The organism is Burkholderia sp. Bp9140 (assembly GCF_003853425.1).
Taxonomy (GTDB): domain Bacteria; phylum Pseudomonadota; class Gammaproteobacteria; order Burkholderiales; family Burkholderiaceae; genus Burkholderia.
Window position 1 is genome coordinate 110179 of the sequence record NZ_QTPQ01000024.1, and the last position, 20689, is coordinate 130867.

15 protein-coding genes and 1 pseudogene are annotated in these 20689 nt (G+C 57.3%); 9 read left to right on the top strand and 7 right to left on the bottom strand.

What is annotated here, in order from left to right; translation table 11 throughout:
* Positions 1-53 precede the first annotated feature (53 nt).
* A complete protein-coding gene (locus tag DIE21_RS20755) occupies positions 54-1031 on the bottom strand; it encodes an alpha/beta fold hydrolase (RefSeq protein WP_409364642.1) in 978 nt (325 codons plus the stop codon).
* A gap of 587 nt (positions 1032-1618) precedes the next feature.
* On the opposite strand from DIE21_RS20755, the gene DIE21_RS20760 reads away from it, so the two are divergent.
* A complete protein-coding gene (locus DIE21_RS20760) occupies positions 1619-3304 on the top strand; it encodes a winged helix-turn-helix domain-containing protein (protein ID WP_124499477.1) in 1686 nt (561 codons plus the stop codon).
* 117 nt (positions 3305-3421) lie between these two features.
* On the opposite strand, the gene DIE21_RS20765 is transcribed toward DIE21_RS20760, so the two are convergent.
* Positions 3422-4030, bottom strand: coding sequence for a TetR/AcrR family transcriptional regulator (locus tag DIE21_RS20765; protein WP_124499478.1), 609 nt, complete (start codon positions 4028-4030; stop codon positions 3422-3424).
* A gap of 254 nt (positions 4031-4284) precedes the next feature.
* Here DIE21_RS20765 and DIE21_RS20770 point away from each other — a divergent pair, with 254 nt between their 5' ends.
* From DIE21_RS20770 to DIE21_RS20785, 4 genes are all read left to right on the top strand, one after another.
* The gene (locus tag DIE21_RS20770; RefSeq protein ID WP_124499479.1) at positions 4285-5517 is read left to right on the top strand and encodes an efflux RND transporter periplasmic adaptor subunit; all 1233 of its coding nucleotides are present in this window, start codon (positions 4285-4287) and stop codon (positions 5515-5517) included.
* 14 nt (positions 5518-5531) lie between these two features.
* Positions 5532-8714 carry an efflux RND transporter permease subunit gene (locus DIE21_RS20775; RefSeq protein ID WP_124499480.1) on the top strand — a complete coding sequence of 1061 codons (3183 nt, stop codon included), beginning with the start codon at positions 5532-5534 and terminating at the stop codon, positions 8712-8714.
* Positions 8711-10183 (top strand): efflux transporter outer membrane subunit, encoded by a 1473-nt coding sequence (locus DIE21_RS20780; protein WP_124499481.1) that lies wholly within the window; start codon positions 8711-8713, stop codon positions 10181-10183. The genes DIE21_RS20775 and DIE21_RS20780 overlap by 4 nt, the downstream gene beginning before the upstream one ends.
* Positions 10184-10485: 302 nt before the next feature.
* The gene (locus tag DIE21_RS20785) at positions 10486-11127 is read left to right on the top strand and encodes an HD domain-containing protein (RefSeq protein WP_124499482.1); all 642 of its coding nucleotides are present in this window, start codon (positions 10486-10488) and stop codon (positions 11125-11127) included.
* A gap of 276 nt (positions 11128-11403) precedes the next feature.
* On the opposite strand, the gene DIE21_RS20790 is transcribed toward DIE21_RS20785, so the two are convergent.
* The 3 genes from DIE21_RS20790 to DIE21_RS20800 form a co-directional block, all read right to left on the bottom strand.
* Complete coding sequence (locus DIE21_RS20790; protein WP_124499483.1) at positions 11404-11859, bottom strand: MarR family winged helix-turn-helix transcriptional regulator; 456 nt, start codon at positions 11857-11859, stop codon at positions 11404-11406.
* Positions 11860-11910: 51 nt separating this feature from the next.
* Entirely contained in the window at positions 11911-12621 is a 711-nt protein-coding gene (locus DIE21_RS20795; protein WP_124499484.1) for an SDR family oxidoreductase, read from the bottom strand.
* 64 nt (positions 12622-12685) lie between these two features.
* Entirely contained in the window at positions 12686-13072 is a 387-nt protein-coding gene (locus tag DIE21_RS20800; protein WP_124499485.1) for a hypothetical protein, read from the bottom strand.
* A 924-nt stretch (positions 13073-13996) separates the two neighbouring features.
* On the opposite strand from DIE21_RS20800, the gene DIE21_RS20805 reads away from it, so the two are divergent.
* Entirely contained in the window at positions 13997-16801 is a 2805-nt protein-coding gene (locus DIE21_RS20805; protein ID WP_124499486.1) for a winged helix-turn-helix domain-containing protein, read from the top strand.
* An 81-nt stretch (positions 16802-16882) separates the two neighbouring features.
* Here DIE21_RS20805 and DIE21_RS20810 read toward each other — a convergent pair whose 3' ends face one another.
* A complete protein-coding gene (locus DIE21_RS20810) occupies positions 16883-17245 on the bottom strand; it encodes a hypothetical protein (protein WP_124499487.1) in 363 nt (120 codons plus the stop codon).
* 403 nt (positions 17246-17648) lie between these two features.
* Here DIE21_RS20810 and DIE21_RS20815 point away from each other — a divergent pair.
* Both DIE21_RS20815 and DIE21_RS20820 read left to right on the top strand, forming a co-directional pair.
* Positions 17649-17777 (top strand): annotated as a pseudogene (locus tag DIE21_RS20815) (transposase domain-containing protein); the annotation flags it as partial.
* A gap of 1025 nt (positions 17778-18802) precedes the next feature.
* Positions 18803-19636, top strand: coding sequence for an AraC family transcriptional regulator (locus tag DIE21_RS20820; RefSeq protein ID WP_124499488.1), 834 nt, complete (start codon positions 18803-18805; stop codon positions 19634-19636).
* Positions 19637-19660: 24 nt separating this feature from the next.
* On the opposite strand, the gene DIE21_RS20825 is transcribed toward DIE21_RS20820, so the two are convergent.
* Positions 19661-20281 carry a LysE family translocator gene (locus DIE21_RS20825; RefSeq protein WP_260432542.1) on the bottom strand — a complete coding sequence of 207 codons (621 nt, stop codon included), beginning with the start codon at positions 20279-20281 and terminating at the stop codon, positions 19661-19663.
* On the opposite strand from DIE21_RS20825, the gene DIE21_RS37560 reads away from it, so the two are divergent.
* On the top strand, positions 20263-20689 hold a 427-nt coding region (locus DIE21_RS37560), incomplete at its 3' end, for a hypothetical protein (RefSeq protein WP_221622394.1). The two genes, DIE21_RS20825 and DIE21_RS37560, sit on opposite strands and share 19 nt — an antisense overlap.

A 20689-nucleotide genomic window follows, 5' to 3' on the forward strand; every position in this document is an offset into this window, starting at 1 on the left:
GGTCCCGACAGCACCGCCCTCCCAACTTGGGGAGGGCGGTGCCTGGACGTACGTCAAGCCTTGATGAACTGAAGCAGGTCGGCGTTGATTTGATCGGGATTCGTCGACGCCATCCCGTGCGGAAATCCGGGGTACACCTTGAGCGTCGCGTTCGGCAGCAACTTCGATGAAAGCAATGCGGAATCCGCGATAGGCACGACCTGGTCATCATCGCCATGCATTACCAGGGTGGGCACTTGAATGCGCTTGAGGTCGGCTGTAAAGTCCGTCTCGGAAAACGCCTTGATACAGTCGTACTGAGCTTTGGCGCCGCCCATCATCCCTTGCCTGAACCAGTTGTCGATCAGGCCCTGGGAGACCTTCGCGCCAGCACGATTGAAGCCGTAGAACGGACCAGAAGGTACATCGCGATAGAGTTGGGCTCGATTGGCCAAAAGCGCCTGCCGGAAAGAATCGAAGACCTCGACTGGCGTTCCGTTCGGGTTCGACTCACTTTTCACCATAATGGGTGGAACAGCGCCGATGAGAACGGCTTTGGCCACCCTACCTTTGCCGTGCTGGGCGACATAGCGGGTGACTTCGCCGCCTCCGGTCGAATGCCCGATGTGTATCGCATTTCTCAAATTCAACGCAGTAGTCAGCTCTGCGACGTCTGCGGCATAAGTGTCCATCTCGTTGCCGCTCAGCGTTTGAGTCGAACGCCCGTGTCCTCGTCGGTCGTGGGCAATCACGCGGTATCCGTGGGCAAGGAAGAACAGCATCTGTGCATCCCAGTCATCAGCAGAAAGTGGCCATCCATGATGAAACACGATTGGCTGACCGCGTCCCCAATCCTTATAGAAGATCGTGGTTCCATCCTTCGTCCTGATGCTTTTCGATGCTCCCCCGGGATACGAAGCCGTCAACGCCTCCGCTGCTTTGGCCACCGTTACAGGCAACGCACTGGCGGCGACGACTGTTCCGATTGCCTTCAGGAACCCACGTCGAGGCAAAGATGTAGAAATCCCGGTTCCCACAACAACGTTTTCCATTTTTTCGTCACCTGTGTCGTTCAGAGAGGATGAGCGCTCGCGCCTGGTAACCCCACCATTGGTCAGGTTCAAAAGCACGAGCGCCGCGTGAGCTGTTCGCACCCATTTGACGATACCCAGTCTCGTCGGCTCTGTCCTTCTGCTGCCCTGACCGGACCTGAAAATGCTGCGAGGGGTGTCGAGATCCGATACACAGTTGAGCGGCGCGGGAACTTCAGTGTCGTTCAGGAACCGGTGAGTTTGTCGCGACAGGTCCCCGTCGACCTTGATCGCGTAGCCGGCTCGAAGTCAGCCATCGATGGCAGGACACGACCTCTCCCTCAATTTCAGCGATGCCGTGTTGACGCTTTCGGGAATCCCGCCTCATCAAATTTGCTCGTCGGGTATCGTCGAGCAGTGCGAAGCTATGGTCGCGCGACGAATTCAGGCGACCACGGTATTAAATCAGGCAAGAATCCGACGACGTGAGCTACGATGGAAGAGCGGTCGATAAGACAGGAGGCAGCAATGGCCGGTCATCTCATTGGCACCCCGCTCAAGCCCATGCATCGCATCCATCTCCGCACGACCCAAAGCAGAATGGCGCCATGACCGTACCATCGGACCTTCCAGAGGCATTCTCCTTTGGCCACACTGTCGTGGTGCGTTCACGCCGCGAGCTGACACATGCAGGTACGCGGGTCGAGATTGGCGGACGCGCCTTCGACCTTTTGATCGCGCTGGTAGAAGCGCGAGGCATGCCTGTCAGCCGGGATGCGCTGCGAGCGAATGTCTGGGCGGGCCGAGTCATCGAGGGAAACACGGTAGAAGCGCGGATATCAATTATTCGAAGAGCGCTTGGAGGTGACAAAGACGCAATTGCGACAATCGAAGGTTTCGGCTATCAGTTCGTCGCAGAGATCACGCCGGTAGATGCGAACTTCTTCGGGCTCTCGCAGCCCTCTTTGCATCGCGCAGCATCCGGGAAGCGCTCCGTGCCACCTCCGGCGTCGAAATTGATTGGTAGAGAGCGTGAGCTGGCCGCCGCTACTGCGATAGTCGGAAATCATCGCATCGTCACTTTCGTAGGTCCAGGCGGAGTGGGAAAGACCAAGCTCGCCTTCGAGGTTGCCCGACATTTGACCTCAAAGTATGCGGGCGGCGTCTTGTATTCGGAACTCGGCGCGATATCCGAGGCTACAACGCAACTATTCGAGGGCATCGAGCGGGACTTCAGCTCGAACCCTCAGCTACTGGTACTGGATAGTTGTGAACACCTCATCGATAGCGTCGCACATGCGATAGAACGCTTTCTAAACGTCGCCCCATCCCTGACTATCATTGCGACCAGCCGGGAAACGCTTCGTATAAACGGCGAGTACGTGTTTAGAGTTACCCCGTTCGAAGCTCCGACACGTCACAATCTTGCCGACGCGCGCTCCTTGGGTTCGATACAGATACTTGAACACTTCATTTCTTCAGGGATAGAGGAAGCAGACCTCCCCGCTGCGGTTGAAATATGCCGGCGCCTCGACGGCATTCCCCTCGCGCTCGAGTTGGCGTCCGCGTGTGTCCCGGCACTCGGACTTGGCGGTGTCGCGGAACAGCTCGACGACCGTTTTACGCTTCTTACACGCGGGACACGCACAGCGGTGCCACGTCATCGAACATTATTGGCGAGCCTCGACTGGAGTTACAAACTGCTCGACGAAAAGCAGAAGATCGTTCTGGAACGTCTCAGTCTTTTTGCAGGCCAGTTCACTCTGGATGCCGCACAGGACATTGCCGCGGACGGCACCATGACCACCCAGGACGTGCTCACCGGAATTCTGGACCTCGAGAAGAAATCGCTAATACGCGTAGGCACATGTGATACGAGAAGATTGTTCGAATTACTCGAATCGGTGCGTGTATATGCACAACCCAAACTCCGCGAGCGTGATGATTATCCGATCTTCGCCCGAGCGCATGCGCGATACGTGCTTGCGGCCCTGCCATCGGCAGACTCACCAGATGATGAAATTTCCATCCTCGACGACTTGAGGGCGGCGGTCAATTGGGGACTCGCCCCCGGTGGCGACACGGCCATGGCAGTCGATTTGATCGTTGCGAGCACGGCAGTGTTGATACGCGCTTCGCTGCTCGATGAATGCATCGAGCAAATCGAACGAGCGCTAGAAGCCATCGCTACGCGTCCCGATAGTCAGGAGCTGGCCCAAAAACTCGGCACGGCCCGGGAAATTTGCCAAGCCCGGCAAGTTGCGGCCCGTAGCCGCATCCATCGCCCGATTTAGCGAATCACCTCACATCAAGTGGGCCGCAACCAGACAACTGCCATGATCTTTTATCACTCGAATGCGGCGCCCAAGTGCAAATCGATTCAAGCATGGAACGCTACTAATGGGTGGCCGCTATGCCGTGGGCCGAATGTGCCTGTCCTGGCCTGTCCCCGCCTGTACGTCGACCAGATGTGTTTTCGCTATTTCTATGATTTGATTCGACAACGCCGAATCGTCCACTATCCGAGACATCGTGACCGCACCAATCATTGTCGTCAGGGTGTAAATCGCAGCAGCGCGTGCCGATTTGCCATCCATGTGCGAATAGCGCGTCGCGATGAGGTCGACAAGATTGCCGAAGCCCTGGGTTGCTATCCGGCGCGTCTCGGCATCTGCACGAGCAAGCTCGCTACCCATCGCTACGAAGGGGCAGCCAGCCAATCCCCCCTCGTTACAGTCGGAGGACAAGAAGCTCTCCAGATGCGACAGGAAACGCCCCTGTTCCTGGCCGGCGACAGACTCAGCCGACCCTACGAGGGATTCGAGTGTTACCGCGCACGCTTCAGCCACGAGTTGCTCCTTCGATTCGAAGTGGCGATAAAACGCACCGTGGGTAAGTCCCGCAGCAGCCATGATTTCCACTACGCCAGTCGCGCGTATGCCGTTCCGTGCAAAAGTCTGCGCCGCCACCTCGACAACCCGAGCCCGTGTCGCCGCTGTATCTGCCTTCGACCGCTTCATGTGCTCCTTCCTCCTTCCATTCGTCTCAACCGCGCCCGCGGACACGGCACCTCACTATCCTCATCATAGCAAATTAGATGACGACTATTATCTAAACTTGACTTTTTAGCTGATGAGACTTACCTTTACCGACGTTTAGCTTCAACCCATCAGCTAAACGTGCTGGGCACCCGCTCGGCCGTGGCAGCTGACAGCGCAGCGCTGTGTCTCTCATCCAGCGGTGCATACGTCCCGCAGCTTGATTGAGGAATACGATGAACGAGAACGCCGAACGGTCCGAACCTAATTCCGCGGCTGCAGGCAAGTCGCCCAAGCCACGTCTTCGGGCCAAGGTCGGGGCCGCGGCTGCCCTCCTGGTTTTCCTGGCGGCCGGCGCGACAGCGATGCATGCGAATGAGCGGTCGACGACTACGAAAGCAGCCGCTCCATCCGGTCCGGCCGTTGTGGTGAGCGTTCCCCTACAGCGAGCTGTTGATACGCGCCTGAATTTTCTCGGTCAGTTTTCTGCCATCGAACGCGTTGAAATTCGCGCACAGGTCGGTGGCACGCTGACTCGTATCCATTTTGTGGACGGTGCGATCGTTCATAAGGGAGACCTGCTGTTCGAGATCGACCCGATTCCTTACCAGATCAAGCTGCGCGAGGCGGACGCTCAGCTCGACAGCGCCAAGGCCCGGCTGGAACTGGCGACGCGCGAATTGGCCCGGGCAGGAGTCCTCAAGAGCACCGATGCGGGCACTACTGAGAACGTCGAGCAGCGGACCGCTGAAAAGATGGCCGCCGCCGCCGCGGTAGAGAACGCGACCGCACAAGTACGAGACGCGCAGTTTGACCTGGACCGCTGCCGTATCACCGCGCCATTCACCGGTCGAATCGGCAACCACCAGGTGTCGGTCGGGAATCTTGTCGCGGGCAGCCGCGCCGCTAGCAGCCCGACAACGTTGCTGGCAACGCTCGTCTCGCTTGACCCGATGTACCTCGATTTCGACATGAGCGAAGGAGATTACATGGCGTTCATGCGGGAACGCGCGAATCAGCGAAACAGCGCCGCAAACAGCGTCGATATCTCTCTCAGCGATGAAGTCAAGTACACGCGGCAAGGTACCCTGAACTTTGTCGACAACGCGCTCGACCGCTCGAGCGGAACAATTCACGCCCGCGCAATCGTGTCGAACAACGACCTGCTACTGACTCCCGGTGGCTTTGCGCGCGCGCGCCTCGCTATTTCCACTCCGCAGGCAGCTTTGCTTGTGCCGGACGCCGCGGTGCTGCAGGACCAGTCGGAACACATCGTCTTGACCGTTGGCCCCGACAACGTGGTTACGCCAAAGCCGGTGCAACTCGGAGACCTCCGCGATGGCCTGCGAGTCATTCGCTCGGGGCTCGCACCGACCGACAAGGTCATCATCGACGGACTGGCTACCGCTCGCCCGGGTTCGAAAGTGACGCCCCACGCGGGCGCGATTGCCATGGCCGACCAAGGTTGAGGACGGTTCCAATCATGAAACTCGCTCATTTCTTTATCGACCATCCCCGATTCGCGGCGGTGCTCAGCATATTCATCACGCTCTTCGGGCTGGTAACGCTGAATTTCCTGCCAGTGGCTCAGTACCCCAACATCGTGCCGCCGACAGTTCAGGTGACGACTGCCTACCCCGGCGCGTCCGCGGACACCATTGCTCGCACCGTTGCAACGCCACTCGAGCAGGCCATCAACGGTGTGGAGAACATGGATTACATCAGTAGCCAATCAACGAGCAACGGCGCCCTGAGCATCACGGTGACGTTCAAGGTTGGTACCGACATGAACGTTGCTCAGATGCTCACGGAAAATCGCGTACAGGACACACTGTCGCGACTGCCGGAGGAGGTTCAGCGGCAAGGGGTAACCGTCAAGAAGACTATCCCGGCCGTGTTGCTGGGCATCCATCCGTATTCCCCCGACGGGTCGCGCGACGCGCAGTACATCTCAAACTACATGATTCTTCACGTGAAGGATGAAATTGCACGGCTCCCCGGCGTATCAGACATCACCACGACAGGAGAACGCCAGTTTGCGATGCGTATCTGGATTGACCCCGACAAAGCAGCCGTGCATGACATCAGCGCGGCACAAATCCTCGCGGCATTACGTGCGCAGAATGCTCAGGTCTCCGCCGGCACGGTCAATGACCCGACCGTCCGCGGCAAGGGTGCATACCAGATCAGTATCGAAGCGCTTGGGCGCCTCACCACGCCCGAGCAATTCGAAGACATCATCGTGAAGTCGGACAATGATGGACATGTGACGCGCATCCGGGACATCGGCCGTGCCGAATTGGGCTCGTCGGACTACGGAACACTGGCATATGCGGACAAGAGTCCGTCGGCGTCTTCCTGGGTCTATGCCATTCCAGGCTCCAACGTCGTCGCCGTCGAGCATGAAGTGCTCGACAAGATGAAGGAACTCCGCAAGCGCTTTCCTCCGGGCCTGGATTACAAGATCGTCTACGACCCGACAACGTTTGTGAGCCAGTCGATTGACGAGGTCATCAAGACAATCTTCATCGCGATTGTCCTCGTCGTCGGTGTCGTTTTCGTATTTCTCCAAAGCTGGCGAGCAACGATCATCCCCGTGGTCGCCATTCCCGTTTCGCTGATGGGGACGTTCACCATCCTTGCGGCATGCGGTATATCCATCAACAATCTTTCGCTATTCGGTCTCGTCCTTGCCGTCGGCATCGTGGTCGACGATGCCATCGTCGTGGTGGAAAACGTCGAGCGAAACATGCGCCTGGGAATGTCGCCGCTTGAAGCAGCGCACCGGACGATGGACGAAGTATCGGAAGCCCTGATCGCCATCGCGCTCACTCTGTGCGCCGTGTTCGTACCGGCGGCGTTCATCACTGGAATCTCAGGCCTGTTCTTCAAGCAGTTCGCCACGACAATCGCCGCATCGACGATCATCTCGTGCTTCGTGTCGCTCACATTGAGTCCTGCGCTGTGCGCCATCCTGCTGAAGCCGCACGCGGGATATCACACGCATACCGAACCGCGAGGACGATTCAATCGCCTCGTGCAAAGTGGCTTCGGTAAATTCAATACCGCATTCGAGTGGCTGTCGTCAAACTACGGAAGGATGACAGGGCGCTTCGTTCGGGCAACGTCAGTCGTACTCGTCGTGTATGCCGTGCTGATTTCCCTGACGGGCTTCCAGTTCTCCAGAATGAGCACGGGTTTCATCCCGGAACAAGACCAAGGTACTCTCGCGGCACTTGTCCAGTTGCCGCCGGGTTCCAGCCTCGGGCGAACAGACAAGGCCGTGAAGGAGGTCAACGACATCATTCTCTCGACGCCGGGAATCGAGCACACGTCGCCCCTCAGTGGATTTGACGTTACCACCGGAACAAACGCACCCAACACCGGCACCGTGTACCTTGGATTGCCGTCGCTCTATGGTCATCATATTCCTGGCGTCAATGCAGCAGAGATGATCAAGCGTCTGCGTGAGCGTCTCAAGGTCGTCAATGATGCTTTTGTTCTCGTCGTCCAGCCGCCGCCGGTCCAGGGCCTCGGAAGCCCCGGTGGATTCAAGCTGATGCTGGAAGACCGCGGCGGTGTAGGGCCGCAAGCCCTGGTCGAGGCAGCAAAGGCGCTTGTCAACGCGGCTAACAACGACCCTGCCTTTGCAGGCGCGTTCACCTTGTTCAACGTAGGCGCTCCCTCTCTCTACGCCGATATCGACCGCGTGAAAGCAGAGAAGGTTGGCCTCACGCCAACAGACGTTTTCTCCACGCTGCAGCTCTACATGGGTTCGCAGTACGTCAACGACTTCAATTATCTGGGCCGGACCTTTCAGGTCTTTGCACAAGGCGACTCACCATTCCGACAATCGCCCGAGGATATTCTTCGTCTCAAGGTTCGCAATGCCTCAGGCGAAATGGTACCGGTCGGCACTGTAGCGACGCTGCGCGAAAAGACAACGCCTTATCGTGTGCCCCGCTACAACCTCTATCCAGCAGCAGAAGTACAAGGCATCGCAGCACCGGGGGTGGCTTCCGGCGTCGCGCTCAAGCGCATGGAGGAACTCGCACGGCAAGTCCTTCCTCCGGGTGTCGCATTCGAATGGACCGACCTCGCCCACCAGCAGCAATTGCCGCATACCCCCACGTTGGCGATATTTGGGGCGGCTGCACTTTGTGTATTTCTCGTGCTCGCAGCCCAGTACGAAAGCTGGAAGATGCCGCTTGCGATCGTACTCATTGTTCCGATGTGCCTGTTGGCATCGTCCACGGGGCTTCATGTGCGAGGCATGCCAATCGACATCCTTGCTCAAATCGGCTTCGTCGTATTAGTCGGGCTCGCGGTAAAGAACGCAATCCTGATTGTCGAGTTCGCGCGTCAACGAGAGCATCACGGCGACGAGACTGAAGATGCTGCGGTCAATGCAGCCAAGACTCGCCTGCGCCCGATTCTGATGACGTCGTTCGCGTTCATTCTTGGCGTCGCGCCACTGGCCGTCGCCACCGGCGCCGGCGCGGAAATGCGTCAATCGTTGGGAACAGCAGTTCTGTTTGGCATGTTGGGCGTGACCGTCTTTGGGCTTCTTTTCACGCCGGCAATCTATACATTCATCCGCAATTTCAACAATCGAGACGCGAAAAGGACTTTGAGCCGAGAGCTTTCCGGTGGGAGCGCAAAATGAAGCGCATTACAACCTCGAAGACGAAAACGATCATCGCAAGCGCGTTGCTCGGGCTAGCGGTAACGGGTTGTGCAGTCGGCCCGGATTACGTTGCGCCGAAACCAGGTCTGGCGGCCTTCCACAATACCGGTGCCGCGTCCAAATCGCAAAGCAGGCCGGGGCCGTCGCTCGACCAGTGGTGGCGCGCCTTCGATGACCCCATGCTCATCGAAGTGGTACAACGCGCCCTCGCTCAGAACCTCGATCTGGCGGCATCGCTCGCGAGGGTGCAACAAGCTCGTGCCGCGGCTGCTGGCGCGGGTGCTGACCTGCTGCCTACGGTTGATTTCGACGGCTCCGCGACAGCAGCGCACCAAAGTACACGAAGTCCCACAGGTAAGCTCGCGTCCAGCTTGCCAGGCTACTCCCGTACGAGCCACGAATACACTTTGGGGCCGGCGGCGAGCTGGGAAATCGACCTGTGTGGAGGGTTGCGGCGTGACGCCACGGCAGCGCGCGAAGAAGCGCAGGCCGCGGAAGCCGACCAGGCAGGCGTCCGCGTCACCGTCGCTGCGGACGCCGCGGACGCGTACCTGCAAATTCGCGGTTATCAAGCCCGACTCGGGGTTGCCCAGGACCAGATTGAAACGGACCGGCGTTTGCTGCAACTCGTCCATGACCGATACAACGCGGGTTCTGCGACCGGAAGAGAGGTGGCACAAGCAGACGCATTGCTCAAGCAAGCCATCACCACCGTTCCTCCGTTGCGCGTCGGGCTCGAGAAGCAGTTGAATCGCCTCGACGTCCTGATGGGGGTACAGCCAGGCACCTACGCGGGTGAGCTTGGGACACCGCACGACGTCCCCGCCGTGCCGCCGATACCAAGCGATAACTCGCCTACGGACATGCTTCGTCGTCGACCCGACATCATCGCAGCTGAACGTAGGCTCGCTGCTTCAAATGAACACATTGGCGCAGCGATATCCGACTACTATCCGAAAATCTCGCTATCTGGTGCACTCGGTCTTGATAGCGTAGGCACCAGTCATATGTTCAGCGCCTCTGCCTTCCAGGCGGTGGGCGGGAGCGCGTTACGCTGGCGGCTTTTCGACTTCGGCAAAGTCGACGCGGAAGTGAAGCAGGCCAAGGGGGCTAACGCCGAGGCTCTGGCGGTCTATCGCCAGTCCGTGCTGCACGCTGCCGAGGATGTGGAGAATGCTCTCGTCACCCTTTCTCAGACTCAGATTCGTCTGGCAGAAATCCAGGATCAGATTGACGCACTGACGAAAGCTCGTGACTTGTCTCAGCAGGCGTATCGCGCAGGGTCAATCACGTTGACAGACGTTCTGGACGCCGACAGCCAGTTGCTCTCCGCGAGAGACGCGCTTGACTCCAATCGCGCGGACGCCGCGCGGGCCGCTGTGGGTGTCTACCGGGCATTGGGGGGTGGATGGGAACCAGACACCCATAACCTGACAGCTAGCCGTTAGTGACCGTGGCCATGGCCACCTGTCGCCGCGCCGATATGCGCTCAGATTGCCGGGCTTGTATCTACGGGTCGAACCGCTGAAGGCATGCTCCCGGGCTGCTCGAATATTTTCAGGTTCCATGCAGATGCGGAACAGGACGTCTGGGTGGAAATCTCTTACGGTTACGGATAAGCCGCGCGCGGGGCCGGACTTGGGTTCGGGCTCGCGGCGTTTTCCCAGCGAGCCTTTACATGTGCGCACATACGCTTGCGTTGACAGGCGTCTGCCCCGAAACCGAACCACTGCACCATATGGAGGATAAATTGACCGCACCTGTCACCATCGGAGGGATAGTCGCTCCGGACTCGGCATTGACGCGCAGCGCGACCTCTCTCGTCGAGCGAGTTCATTCAAAGCCGATTCTGAATCACGTCCATCGCACTTGGTGGTTCGCAGAATTTCTCGGTACGAAGCGTGGGCTCAAGTACGACCGCGAACTTGTCTATCTCGCAACGCTATTGCACGACTTGGGGTTGGCCGAAGAATTCAGTGCTGACCAACGCTTCGAAGTCGACGGTGCTGATGCTGCCAGTAGATTCCTCATCGCGAACGGCTATGCCGAAACGAAGGCTCAGTTGGTCTGGGACGGAATCGCTCTGCACTCCAGTGCAGGCATTGCCGACCGCAAGCAAGCAGAAATTGCGCTCGTCTTTCTCGGCGCTCATGTCGACGTTCTTGGCTTGAACTTTGATGAGGTTACACCGGCATTCGTCGATGACGTTCTCTCGATATATCCCCGCGAGGGCATGAAGTCCGCATTCATGCAAGCACTTGCCGAGGTTGTACGCAAGAAGCCTCATACTGCAGTTGGGACCGGGCTTGCAGATATCGGGCGTCGGCACATCCACGGCTTCGATTGTCCGAATGTTTGCGACCTCATCGAGAATGCGCCTTTTGACAGCTGAAGACCGGCAGCGCGATAGTGCCTGGAAGGATGGAGCCTGGCTCCATCCTTCCAGACTCACGACGCGCCAAGACAGAGACTCGATAGCTGTCTTCGGGTCATACGACGGGAAGACTTCGACCACAAGAAACGGTTGCATGGTGCTGTATGTGGCCAACCGGGCCCTCCTCTGACGGAAGGACCACTTCACGCAGCCATAAAAGAACCCGCCCCTCAATATCAGCGATAGCTCACATCGAGGGGCGGACAGAGAAGCAATGGTGCGGACTTGTGCGGGTCACTCTCGATGAGCAACCGCCGCCAATGCCATTTCCCGGAACAGAGCCGCTTCGGCTTTCCCAACTCTTTCCTCAAAGGCCTTTTGGGCCGCTTCCCAATACGGCTTCGCTTGGGCTAGCTTCCTCAAGCCCGCCTTCGATACAACCAGCGTAACCGCACGGCCAAGCTTCTCCTCTCCATCACAAACATAGCCCGCCTCGCGCATGGGCTTCAGCACGCGAACGAGTGTCGTTCGCTCCATCTCCATATTTCGCGCCAGCGCCGCGACAGTGATTCCCGGCCTGAATTCGAGCAGCGACAAAATCGAGAACTCCGACGACGTAATACCAGCAGGTTCAAGATAACTTTCATAAATGCGCGTCACGAAGCGAGCACTCCGCCGCCCGGCTAACGCATAACAGACGTCAGGACTATCGAGGTCCACTGATGTTGACGTTCTACCCAGCTTCTTCATCACGTGCTCGTACCATTCGGGCATGTCATGGTAGCAGAACGCAACCGGAGCTTACGCAACCGTTGGGTCAATGTACGCTGAATTCTTCAAGGACAGTGTCTGCTTCAAAGCGCGCGTTTGCTCATCAGCCAGAATCTCACTCTCGCCCGCTTCCAGCGCATCGTACGTTTGACGGACCACATCCGCAGGGTCGCTCTTCGGCACATCGAAGCCTCTCGTGAGGTCCGTATCCATCACGCCAACGTGAAGCCCCAACACCTGAATACGCTCTTCAGCCAGCACCGCACGGATATTGTTCGTATAGCTCCAGGCCGCGGCCTTCGACGCTGCATAAGGTGCGAGAAACGGGACGACTCTCCATGTGGCATCCGACAGCACGTTGATGATCGCGCCCGTGCCATCTCTCGGCAGCGATGGCTGGAACGCAGCGGTCACGCGCATCACACCGTAGTAGTTTGTGTCGAAAAAGCGACGAGCCTGTTCCGCAACATCGTCGGAAAACGGAGCGGTCGTGACTTCAGCGATTCCAGCGTTGTTGACCAGCACAGTGGTGTCCGCCGCAATCTTTGCTGCATCGGCAACCGAACGAGAATCCGTTACATCAAGCTTGACCGGGGTAACGCCGGGTTCGCTGAAGCTCTCCGGATTGCGCACACCTGCGTATACCTTCGCGGCACCTCGAGCCACTGCCTCTCGCACAAATGCAAGTCCAAGACCACGGCTTGCACCGGTCACAAAAACAACTGCACCTTTGATACTCATAGCTGACTCTCCTGTTGACAAATAACCAAGTACACGTCTGGCGACCAAGCCGTTACGCTTGAATTCACGTTTTTACGGACAAGAAAAATCCATCACCAATCTCCTCTCGCAAGGCCGAATCCAGCTGTTGCGAAAGATGCATGGCTGCATCGAGCGGCTCGAACGTCACACTGACGCGCGGCACGTTGCCACCTTCATCGCGCTGGATGACCGCAATGCCGCGGATGGCAACTCCATCGACCAGAACCGCGTCGTACTGCAGCAAGGTTCGGTTTTCAACGATGCCCAGGAACGTTGGCGTCTGGGTTTGATACAACGCGCCAACGGCTGCGATGACACTTTTGATACGCTCACGGCCAGAAACTGGCTGGCGCAACAATGTGCTCGAAAGGACGGCGTCTTCGGTAAGGTCATCAAGGAACGGATGACGACCGCTGTTGTTATCTGACATGGTGGTACTCCTATCAATACAAATTCGAATGGTTCGGTCACGAAAAACACAACGAAACTTCACTGGCTGCATTCCATGGGTGAAAGATAGTGTGCAATTACACATAAATCAACGTTGCCTGGACAAACTCACATGTCCGAATTCAGCAACAATCAACCGAGCCCCGCGAGATATTCACCCATACAACGGGCATATCCATCGAAACGGGAACCGCTGACGATTCCGTCACATGCATGGCTGGTCCTGCTGCATGTTCTCGTCTCATGCCCGACTCATCTTCAAGGATTCAGCCCGACGGAAGAGGCAGCGCTTGAATTCTTAGGCCATCCACGCGGTTGTCTCATGGCCTGCGTCATCGTCTGCATATCGAAGTGGCACGTGCCATACCTGACATGCATTCGGACAACTTGAAACCACCCGCGACAGTCACTGCTCGCAGCATTGCTGCCTCGCATGGTAGACCCGTCCGGCCGCGTCTCGGACACTTTTTCCACGATTTCAGGTCTGCTCAGTCGTTTTCAGGGTTTGGTTCGATATCTGAAGTAATCTGAGTGCGTGTGCACTCGGGTTTGGCCTGCTTCCGATTCGATAGTGTTCACGTGTCCGCTTATTCGTTAGGTGGACACGATACTCCCAAGCGCCTCGGTCAAACTCAAGACGGGTTGGCTAGCCGCTTACTGACGTCGCCCTGTCGCCGCCACATGTCGAGAGGCATCGCTAGCTCTGTAGAGGGGCCCAAGGAGTAGCCGATAGTATTAACATCCAGTCAGAGAGGGAATTACACACTTTGATTGCCGTGCGTCCGCATCAGCTGAGCTTCTTTATTGCCTGGGTGCCTCCGGAACCACGCCAGTCAGAACGAGACGCCTGCCGGCTTGACCCTCGCCAACTTTGGTGAATCGACACAATTCCTGTGAGCATCAAATGACACCGGCCCCGCGTACATGCATCGCTTTTGGCAGTTTCCGCCTCTACCCGGACGAACGTCGCCTGGAACGCGGAGACGAAGTCGCGGAAATTGGCAGCCGCGCATTCGATATTCTGTCACTGCTCGTGCACCGTCCCGGCGAAGTTGTGTCCCAAAAGGAATTTCAAGAGAAGGTGTGGCCTGGCTCGGTGGTCGGTGACGTCAATTTACGCGTCCAGATTACGGCGCTACGAAAACTTCTATCAGAAGATTCGGCAAGCTCGCATGGCATTCGCAGCATCACGGGGCGCGGTTACTGCTTTGTCGGGCCTGTGACCTACACTACCTCGAGCAACACTGCAGTGGCAGAAGCACTCGGCGAGGCAAGCAACGACATCAGCAATCTCATCGGCCGGCGCACTGCGATTGAGGACATCTGCCGATTATTATCAATAAAAGGCTTCGTTTCCATTGTCGGCCCCGGTGGCATTGGGAAGTCGGCTGCTGCGCTCGTGGCCGTGCGAGCATTCAGCGAAGCGAACAATGTCGCGACCAGCATAGTCGAACTATCATCGGTCAGTCATGGCGACCATGTCGCAAGTACAGTCGCATCAACACTTGAACTATTGGTTGACAACCGTTCGCCCACCGATGCGATAACCGACTACCTTGCAAAATCAGAACGACTCTTGCTACTTGACTGCTGCGAACATGTCATCGACGCAGTTGCTCAATTGGTACTCGCCATTTCACAGTCATGTGAGCACGTCACTGTTCTCGCAACAAGCCGCGAACCCTTGCGAGTTCCAAACGAATATGTCTACCGAATCAGACCTCTCGACGTTCCCGAACACGCGGAGGGAATCTCCACTGAGGACGCTCTATCCTACTCAAGCGTGAGATTGTTCTGCGAGCGGTCTACCTCGTTCCAGTCGAACGAATTCACCGTCCTCACAGACAACATCGAAACCATCTGCAATATATGCGCTTCGCTCGATGGTCTGCCTCTTGCTATCGAGCTGGCAGCCGCGCAGGTTCACGTATTTGGCGCCGAAGGCTTACTTGGCGTGCTGGATAAGCGTCTGGACGTGCTCACGCGTGGCCATAGGACTGCGCTACCTCGCCATCGGACGCTACGGTCAACCATCGATTGGAGCTACGATACGCTAACGGAACAAGAGCGCAAAATATTGCGACACGCAGCCATCTTCAAGGGAAGCTTTTCGTTCGCACAGGTTGGCGCCCTCTTGAACGACAGCTCGCCGCTCTCACCCGCAATCGTGTCGTCGATAGCGAATCTCGTTGACAAGTCACTACTCACGTCAATTCCTGGCAGCCAGCGTCCAACCTTCCGACTACTCGATAGCACGAAAGCATACGGTATCGAAAAGCTTAGAGAATGCGGCGAGTATGAAGCCGCGGCGCGGCAGCACGCCAAGTACATTCTTTCGCTCTTCACCGAACCCGCGGTATGGTCCTCGGCAGAGCCGGCATTGGATGAACTGGCTGGCGCCCCTCGCATCCTGAACGATGTACGCGCCGCACTCGACTGGTCACTCGCGAGCGCAACAGACAAAACACTCGGCGTGGCACTCACTTGGTCGAGTGGTTCACTCTTCTATCAGTTGTACCTTTGTGAGGAGTACCGTCAACGTGTACTGAATGCACTGCAGTTCATTCAGAGGGGCAGCGAAGCCGATGCCGAGTCCGAATTTCGACTCCTGCTCGCACTCGCGCAGGCGGATTTCCTGACACAATCCCTCAAGCACGGAGTCTCAACCCACGCATTTCGCGAAGCGTTGGCGCTGGCCATACATCATCATCATGAAGTCCGCCAAGTTCAGGTGCTCTATGGGACCATTGTGATGACGACAATGGCCGGTGAATACGACGAAGCCAACCGATTTTGCGGGCATCTTTACGAGCTGTCTCGCACACGTACTAGCGACGTACCTATGTACCACCGAATGCAAGCCCTGGTGGATACGCAATTGGGTAAGGTTGAAGGTGCGCTGCATCATGCGGACGTCGCACTTTCAATCCATGGACCGAGAATAGCCAAGCGGAAAGTACAAGACCCGACTCGTTATGATGCGCGCATAGCGCTTACATCTCTTCGGTCTCGAATACTCTGGCTTGTTGGGCTCGTCGACGACGCCGTCACCGTTGCGGCAGAAAGCGTAGAGGAAGCGCTAAATCTGGGCCATGACCTATCGGTTTGTTGCTCTCTCGCGTCAGGCGCATGTCCTGTGGCCTGCTGGCGCGGTGACTATGCAGAGTTGGAAAAATATTTGTCGCTGCTTGAGGGGCTCTCTAGCGAGTATCTGCTCGTCAATTGGCGAGACCAAGCACAATGCTATGGATTCGGACGACAACGATCAACACGGCCGCAAGGCAAAGCATGGTGGCGCGCATTTGACCATTGGGCTCCGACTGCACATGAAACACTCGCCACCGTGAACCGACAACTTCTTACTCCACTGGCTATCGAGCGGGCGACGTCCGGCAGAGCCGGGTGGGCTACGCCAGAGATTTGGCGTGTGCTAGGTGAACAATATCTCGAGCATAGTAGCAAGCCCTTGGAAAAGGCTGAGACGTTGTTTCGAGACGCGATTTCGCTTTCGACGCAGCACGGCACTTTTTCATTCGAGTTACGCGCTGCTACCAGCTTGTCCAGACTTCTGTTCCAGAAGGGTGAGCGGCAGGAGGCCGAGGATGTTCTTTCGACAACTCTCTCCAGAGTGAGCCAGGGCGCGGAAACGAGAGATGTGCGTACAGCCCGAACCGTTCTCGATGAAGGCCTTGAACTCGGTCCGCGCTAGGCGGGTGCGCGGGCCACGCTGGGTGCTGTCCACGGCGCGCCGAGAGCGGCCCCCACACCAAGCCAAACCGTAGCGACCGCGCTAGCCTGTGGCGAACTCAATCAGGGACTCGGCCTCTTGCTGCACGACCAGCCAGCCTTCGCGCAATATTCGCGCGGCCTCCTCGACGACCTCATAACTCAGGTCGCAGTCTTCAATGTCAGTGATGCCCATCGATGCGAGGTCAGTGGCCGATGCTTCATCATTCGATATTTTGAGATGCTCGGCGTCGGCAATTGCACCGGCATCATCTGTGTCACCGCACAGAATTTCCTCGGCGACTAGGGCAGCAATGCCGACGAGTATCTTCCAGTTTGCCGGTAAGTCCGGCGTGGAAAACCCCGACGTCAGGGCAATCGCGCGCATCACCTGTGGAAGAGTGCCGCGCGGCTGATACGTGTACACCTGCTGGGCGTCGTTAGCGGCGCGCTGGCATTAGCTCCGGTACCGATCCAAACGGTACGCGTTGATGAAGCGATTTTCGTAAACGACGAGCAAGAACTCGACATCGATTCCCAGGGAAATCGAGGCTCGTGCGGGGCAATCAGGCCGTGTAATTTTCGCCTCACGCAGCGCAAGTCACCGCCCGGTAAGAACCTCGCCACAGACGAAACGTCCCGAGGGACGCTTTCATTTTCTTTGAGTGCGGCGGTACGAATTTCTGCGTCGTTGAGGGTCAACAGGACTAAGATTCCGCTGCAGTTTTTTGCGTAAGGCCAGGCGGGACAACGAATTTGCCTTGGTGAGAAGCGTCTCACGGGACGCTTTCATTGTTGGCTAACACATGCAGAATGGGCTGCCCGCCATCCGCCTTAATGGCCTCGATCCCGAGGCGCATCTCTCCTACGTGCTCGAGCGCATCGCTGACCATCCGGTCCTGCCGTGGAACGTGGTGCCGACGTTACCCTCTACTGCCCACGTCGAGCCTAGCCGATAGCATCGCGAACCATCTCGCTGCGAAACAGTCGTGCCAGATGGTGCGGGCTCAGTGCGGCGTCGCGCGCATGCAAGCGCGATTGCGTACGGGGCCGAGTCGTGCACATGCCGTCGAAAGAAAACGTGCTCGCGCCGGCATGCGCAGGAAAAGCATCTCTTGAGCGCCGGTCACGGCCCATCTTCCTTGCAGGAGAAATTGTGAACATACGGCAATGGCTGACGTGACCTGGGTCTGCGTCCGTGCGAACGCCGGCGCGAAGCAGACAATCGCCCAATCGCCATTACGCCGTCATGGGCTCCTGCCGACCTGGGGACACCCACACGCCACCGCTCATGCGACTTTGCTCACAGTTGGCTGCGCGAAGAAGAACGTCGCCTGCCCCACCGCATCCGCTCGTTTGGGCAAAGGAAAAAATACGGATGTTTCCCGTAAACCAATGCCCCAATATTCTTTCTGCCAGGCTGACCGTCGATACCCGATCAAAATCAATTATCCTCAATAAATAATTCTCCCAATAAACCAACAATTTCCACATTTTTAAGACGCAAAAAAAGCACCTCATCTTCACAAACAGATAATAAATTCCGCCATTAAATCAAAAATACACGCACCCCTGCATTAGCAAAAAATCATCACCAGATTTCAATTGCACGCTTATTTTTACTCACGCACCACCTGCCTGCTCCAAAAAACGCGCCAGATCAGGGCCCACCGATCCAGGTGCGCAACGACGACCAGGACCGTAAGTCCTTGCCATTGGAAAATCGAGGATTTGCATATAGATATTCACATTTCTTCACAAAAACATGTGGAGAAGCAGAAGCGGAATACGCATGCCTAAGGCGGGATACCGCGTTTCGTTAAGCGAAGATGCGGCTCGTCGATCCGCAGATGCGTCACGCTCACCATGGCACAATGATCCAATCGATGCCAGTGCTCGACTCGACCGTGGCGAATGAAAATGGAGAAAGGGCCATCTCCCGTTTGCCTCTGCATAAGCAACGTTTTTCATAGGGCGAAATCTGATGGAACACTTCTCTTCTTCGAAGGATTGGATCTACCAGCCGCAAATCGGGAACCTCGAGCGCATCGAAGCCTACTTTGCGGGACACGCCTACTCCCCTCACCGACACGATACGTACGCAATCGGACGGACACTGGCGGGCGTGCAGAGTTTCCACTACCGCGGAACCTTGCAGCATAGCCTGCCGAACGGGACGATGGTCCTTCACCCTGACGAGGAGCACGACGGTCATGCCGGGACCACCGACGGGTTCCAGTACCGGATGATCTATATCGCCCCCGCTCTGATCCAGCAAGTCCTGGGCGGAAAATCGCTGCCGTTCATTCCTGAAGGGATCTCACGGAACCCCCGGCTATTCAAGGCAACCGACGCCCTGCTGCAAAACCTCGACAGTCGACTCACCCCGCTCGAGGAAGACGATGCACTGTACGACCTGACCGTCGCCCTCAGCATCGCCAGCGGTCAGAAAAGCAAAAGGGTTACGCCCGATTATCGGGCCGGCAAGCTCGCGATGGAATTCATCCATGATTCGCTGGAACGTCAGATCACCCTCGAGGAATTGGCCGACTACTCTGGTCGGGATCGCTGGAGCCTGTCCCGCGATTTCCGCGATCTGTTCGGCACCAGCCCGCATCGTTATATAACGATGCGTCGTCTCGATATCGTGAAGAACCGTCTCCTACTCGGAGATTCGCTAGTGGAAGCCTCCATCTACGCTGGGTTCTACGATCAAAGCCACATGACTCGACAGTTCAGCAAAGCGTTCGGCCTGCCGCCGGCCAAATGGCTGGCGATACGCGGCATCCTTGCGAGCCAGCACCCGATCCAACCTTGAAGCGGGACAGAGTTTCCATTCGACTCAAACCAGGTTCAACGTGTATGCCTTGACCACCGAATACACCAACGAGCCCGACAGGAACACGAGTACGAACGAGGCAACGCGCAGCAGTCTCGGCGTTTGCTCTATCAGACTGTCGCTCTGATTGCACGCGCTGCCGAGGCTTGCCCACCCGATGCCGATGGGAACCAGGATCGCCAAAAAGCAGATCATCGCCACAGAAAAATGCTTTACGGTCCGAAATGATTCGGCCGGGAAAATAGTGCTAGCGAACAGCAACCCTTTCGGGTTTGTCAAAGTTGCCACCAACATGTCCCTGGTGCTGACGATGCGATCGACGCGTTCCTTCGTTAGATGACTTTGCGACCACATTTTCAGAGCAAGGTAACCGACGTACACCGCACAGCCCCCCTTGATGACAGCATGCAACCACGCAAATCGGCCGAACGCGGAAACCAGCAAGAAGCCGAACAACGAAATCGCTGTGATATATCCGAATGCTTCGGCAGCAACAAGTGGCAGGGTTGTCCGCAGTCTGACACGTAGCCCGGAAACAAACAGCAAAGTATTGGTCGGCCCTGGAATCACGAGAATCAGTGCCGCTCCGCCCGCCATTTCGAGCAATGAAGCTGGAAAGCTCATTTCAACCCCACGATATTGTCTCGCTGCGGATGGTCTTTCCGCGCATCCGCAAGAGGAGGATACCAGGCAGCGCTGTCCATGCATCAGAATCTAGAGAGGGGCTCACGTTCCGCCCCCACGATGCCGCGAAGGATGCTCATGAAGGCGTCGATGTTCTCGTTCATGAAGAAGTGCCCGCCGGGCAGCGCCAACTGCGTATATTTCCCGCAGGTAAGCCGGCGCCACGCGCCAAGCTCGTCGAGTGGCACCGTCGGATCGGAGGTGCCGCCAATGGCGATCAGCGGTGCATCCAGTACGCCGTCGTCGGGTTCAAGAATGCTTGCGGACAGCAGGACCTATCCGTGATTTCGTGGGCGAGGCATATCATGAGGTGTAAAGGCCATGGATATGCCGATGAAGAAGAAAAGA

Coding starts and splice junctions, on each gene's coding strand:
- DIE21_RS20755 (WP_409364642.1), bottom strand. CDS start 1,031: ATGGAAAACGTTGTTGTGGGAACCGGGATTTCTACATCTTTGCCTCGA.
- DIE21_RS20760 (WP_124499477.1), top strand. CDS start 1,619: ATGACCGTACCATCGGACCTTCCAGAGGCATTCTCCTTTGGCCACACT.
- DIE21_RS20765 (WP_124499478.1), bottom strand. CDS start 4,030: ATGAAGCGGTCGAAGGCAGATACAGCGGCGACACGGGCTCGGGTTGTC.
- DIE21_RS20770 (WP_124499479.1), top strand. CDS start 4,285: ATGAACGAGAACGCCGAACGGTCCGAACCTAATTCCGCGGCTGCAGGC.
- DIE21_RS20775 (WP_124499480.1), top strand. CDS start 5,532: ATGAAACTCGCTCATTTCTTTATCGACCATCCCCGATTCGCGGCGGTG.
- DIE21_RS20780 (WP_124499481.1), top strand. CDS start 8,711: ATGAAGCGCATTACAACCTCGAAGACGAAAACGATCATCGCAAGCGCG.
- DIE21_RS20790 (WP_124499483.1), bottom strand. CDS start 11,859: ATGAAGAAGCTGGGTAGAACGTCAACATCAGTGGACCTCGATAGTCCT.
- DIE21_RS20795 (WP_124499484.1), bottom strand. CDS start 12,621: ATGAGTATCAAAGGTGCAGTTGTTTTTGTGACCGGTGCAAGCCGTGGT.
- DIE21_RS20800 (WP_124499485.1), bottom strand. CDS start 13,072: ATGTCAGATAACAACAGCGGTCGTCATCCGTTCCTTGATGACCTTACC.
- DIE21_RS20805 (WP_124499486.1), top strand. CDS start 13,997: ATGACACCGGCCCCGCGTACATGCATCGCTTTTGGCAGTTTCCGCCTC.
- DIE21_RS20820 (WP_124499488.1), top strand. CDS start 18,803: ATGGAACACTTCTCTTCTTCGAAGGATTGGATCTACCAGCCGCAAATC.
- DIE21_RS20825 (WP_260432542.1), bottom strand. CDS start 20,281: ATGAGCTTTCCAGCTTCATTGCTCGAAATGGCGGGCGGAGCGGCACTG.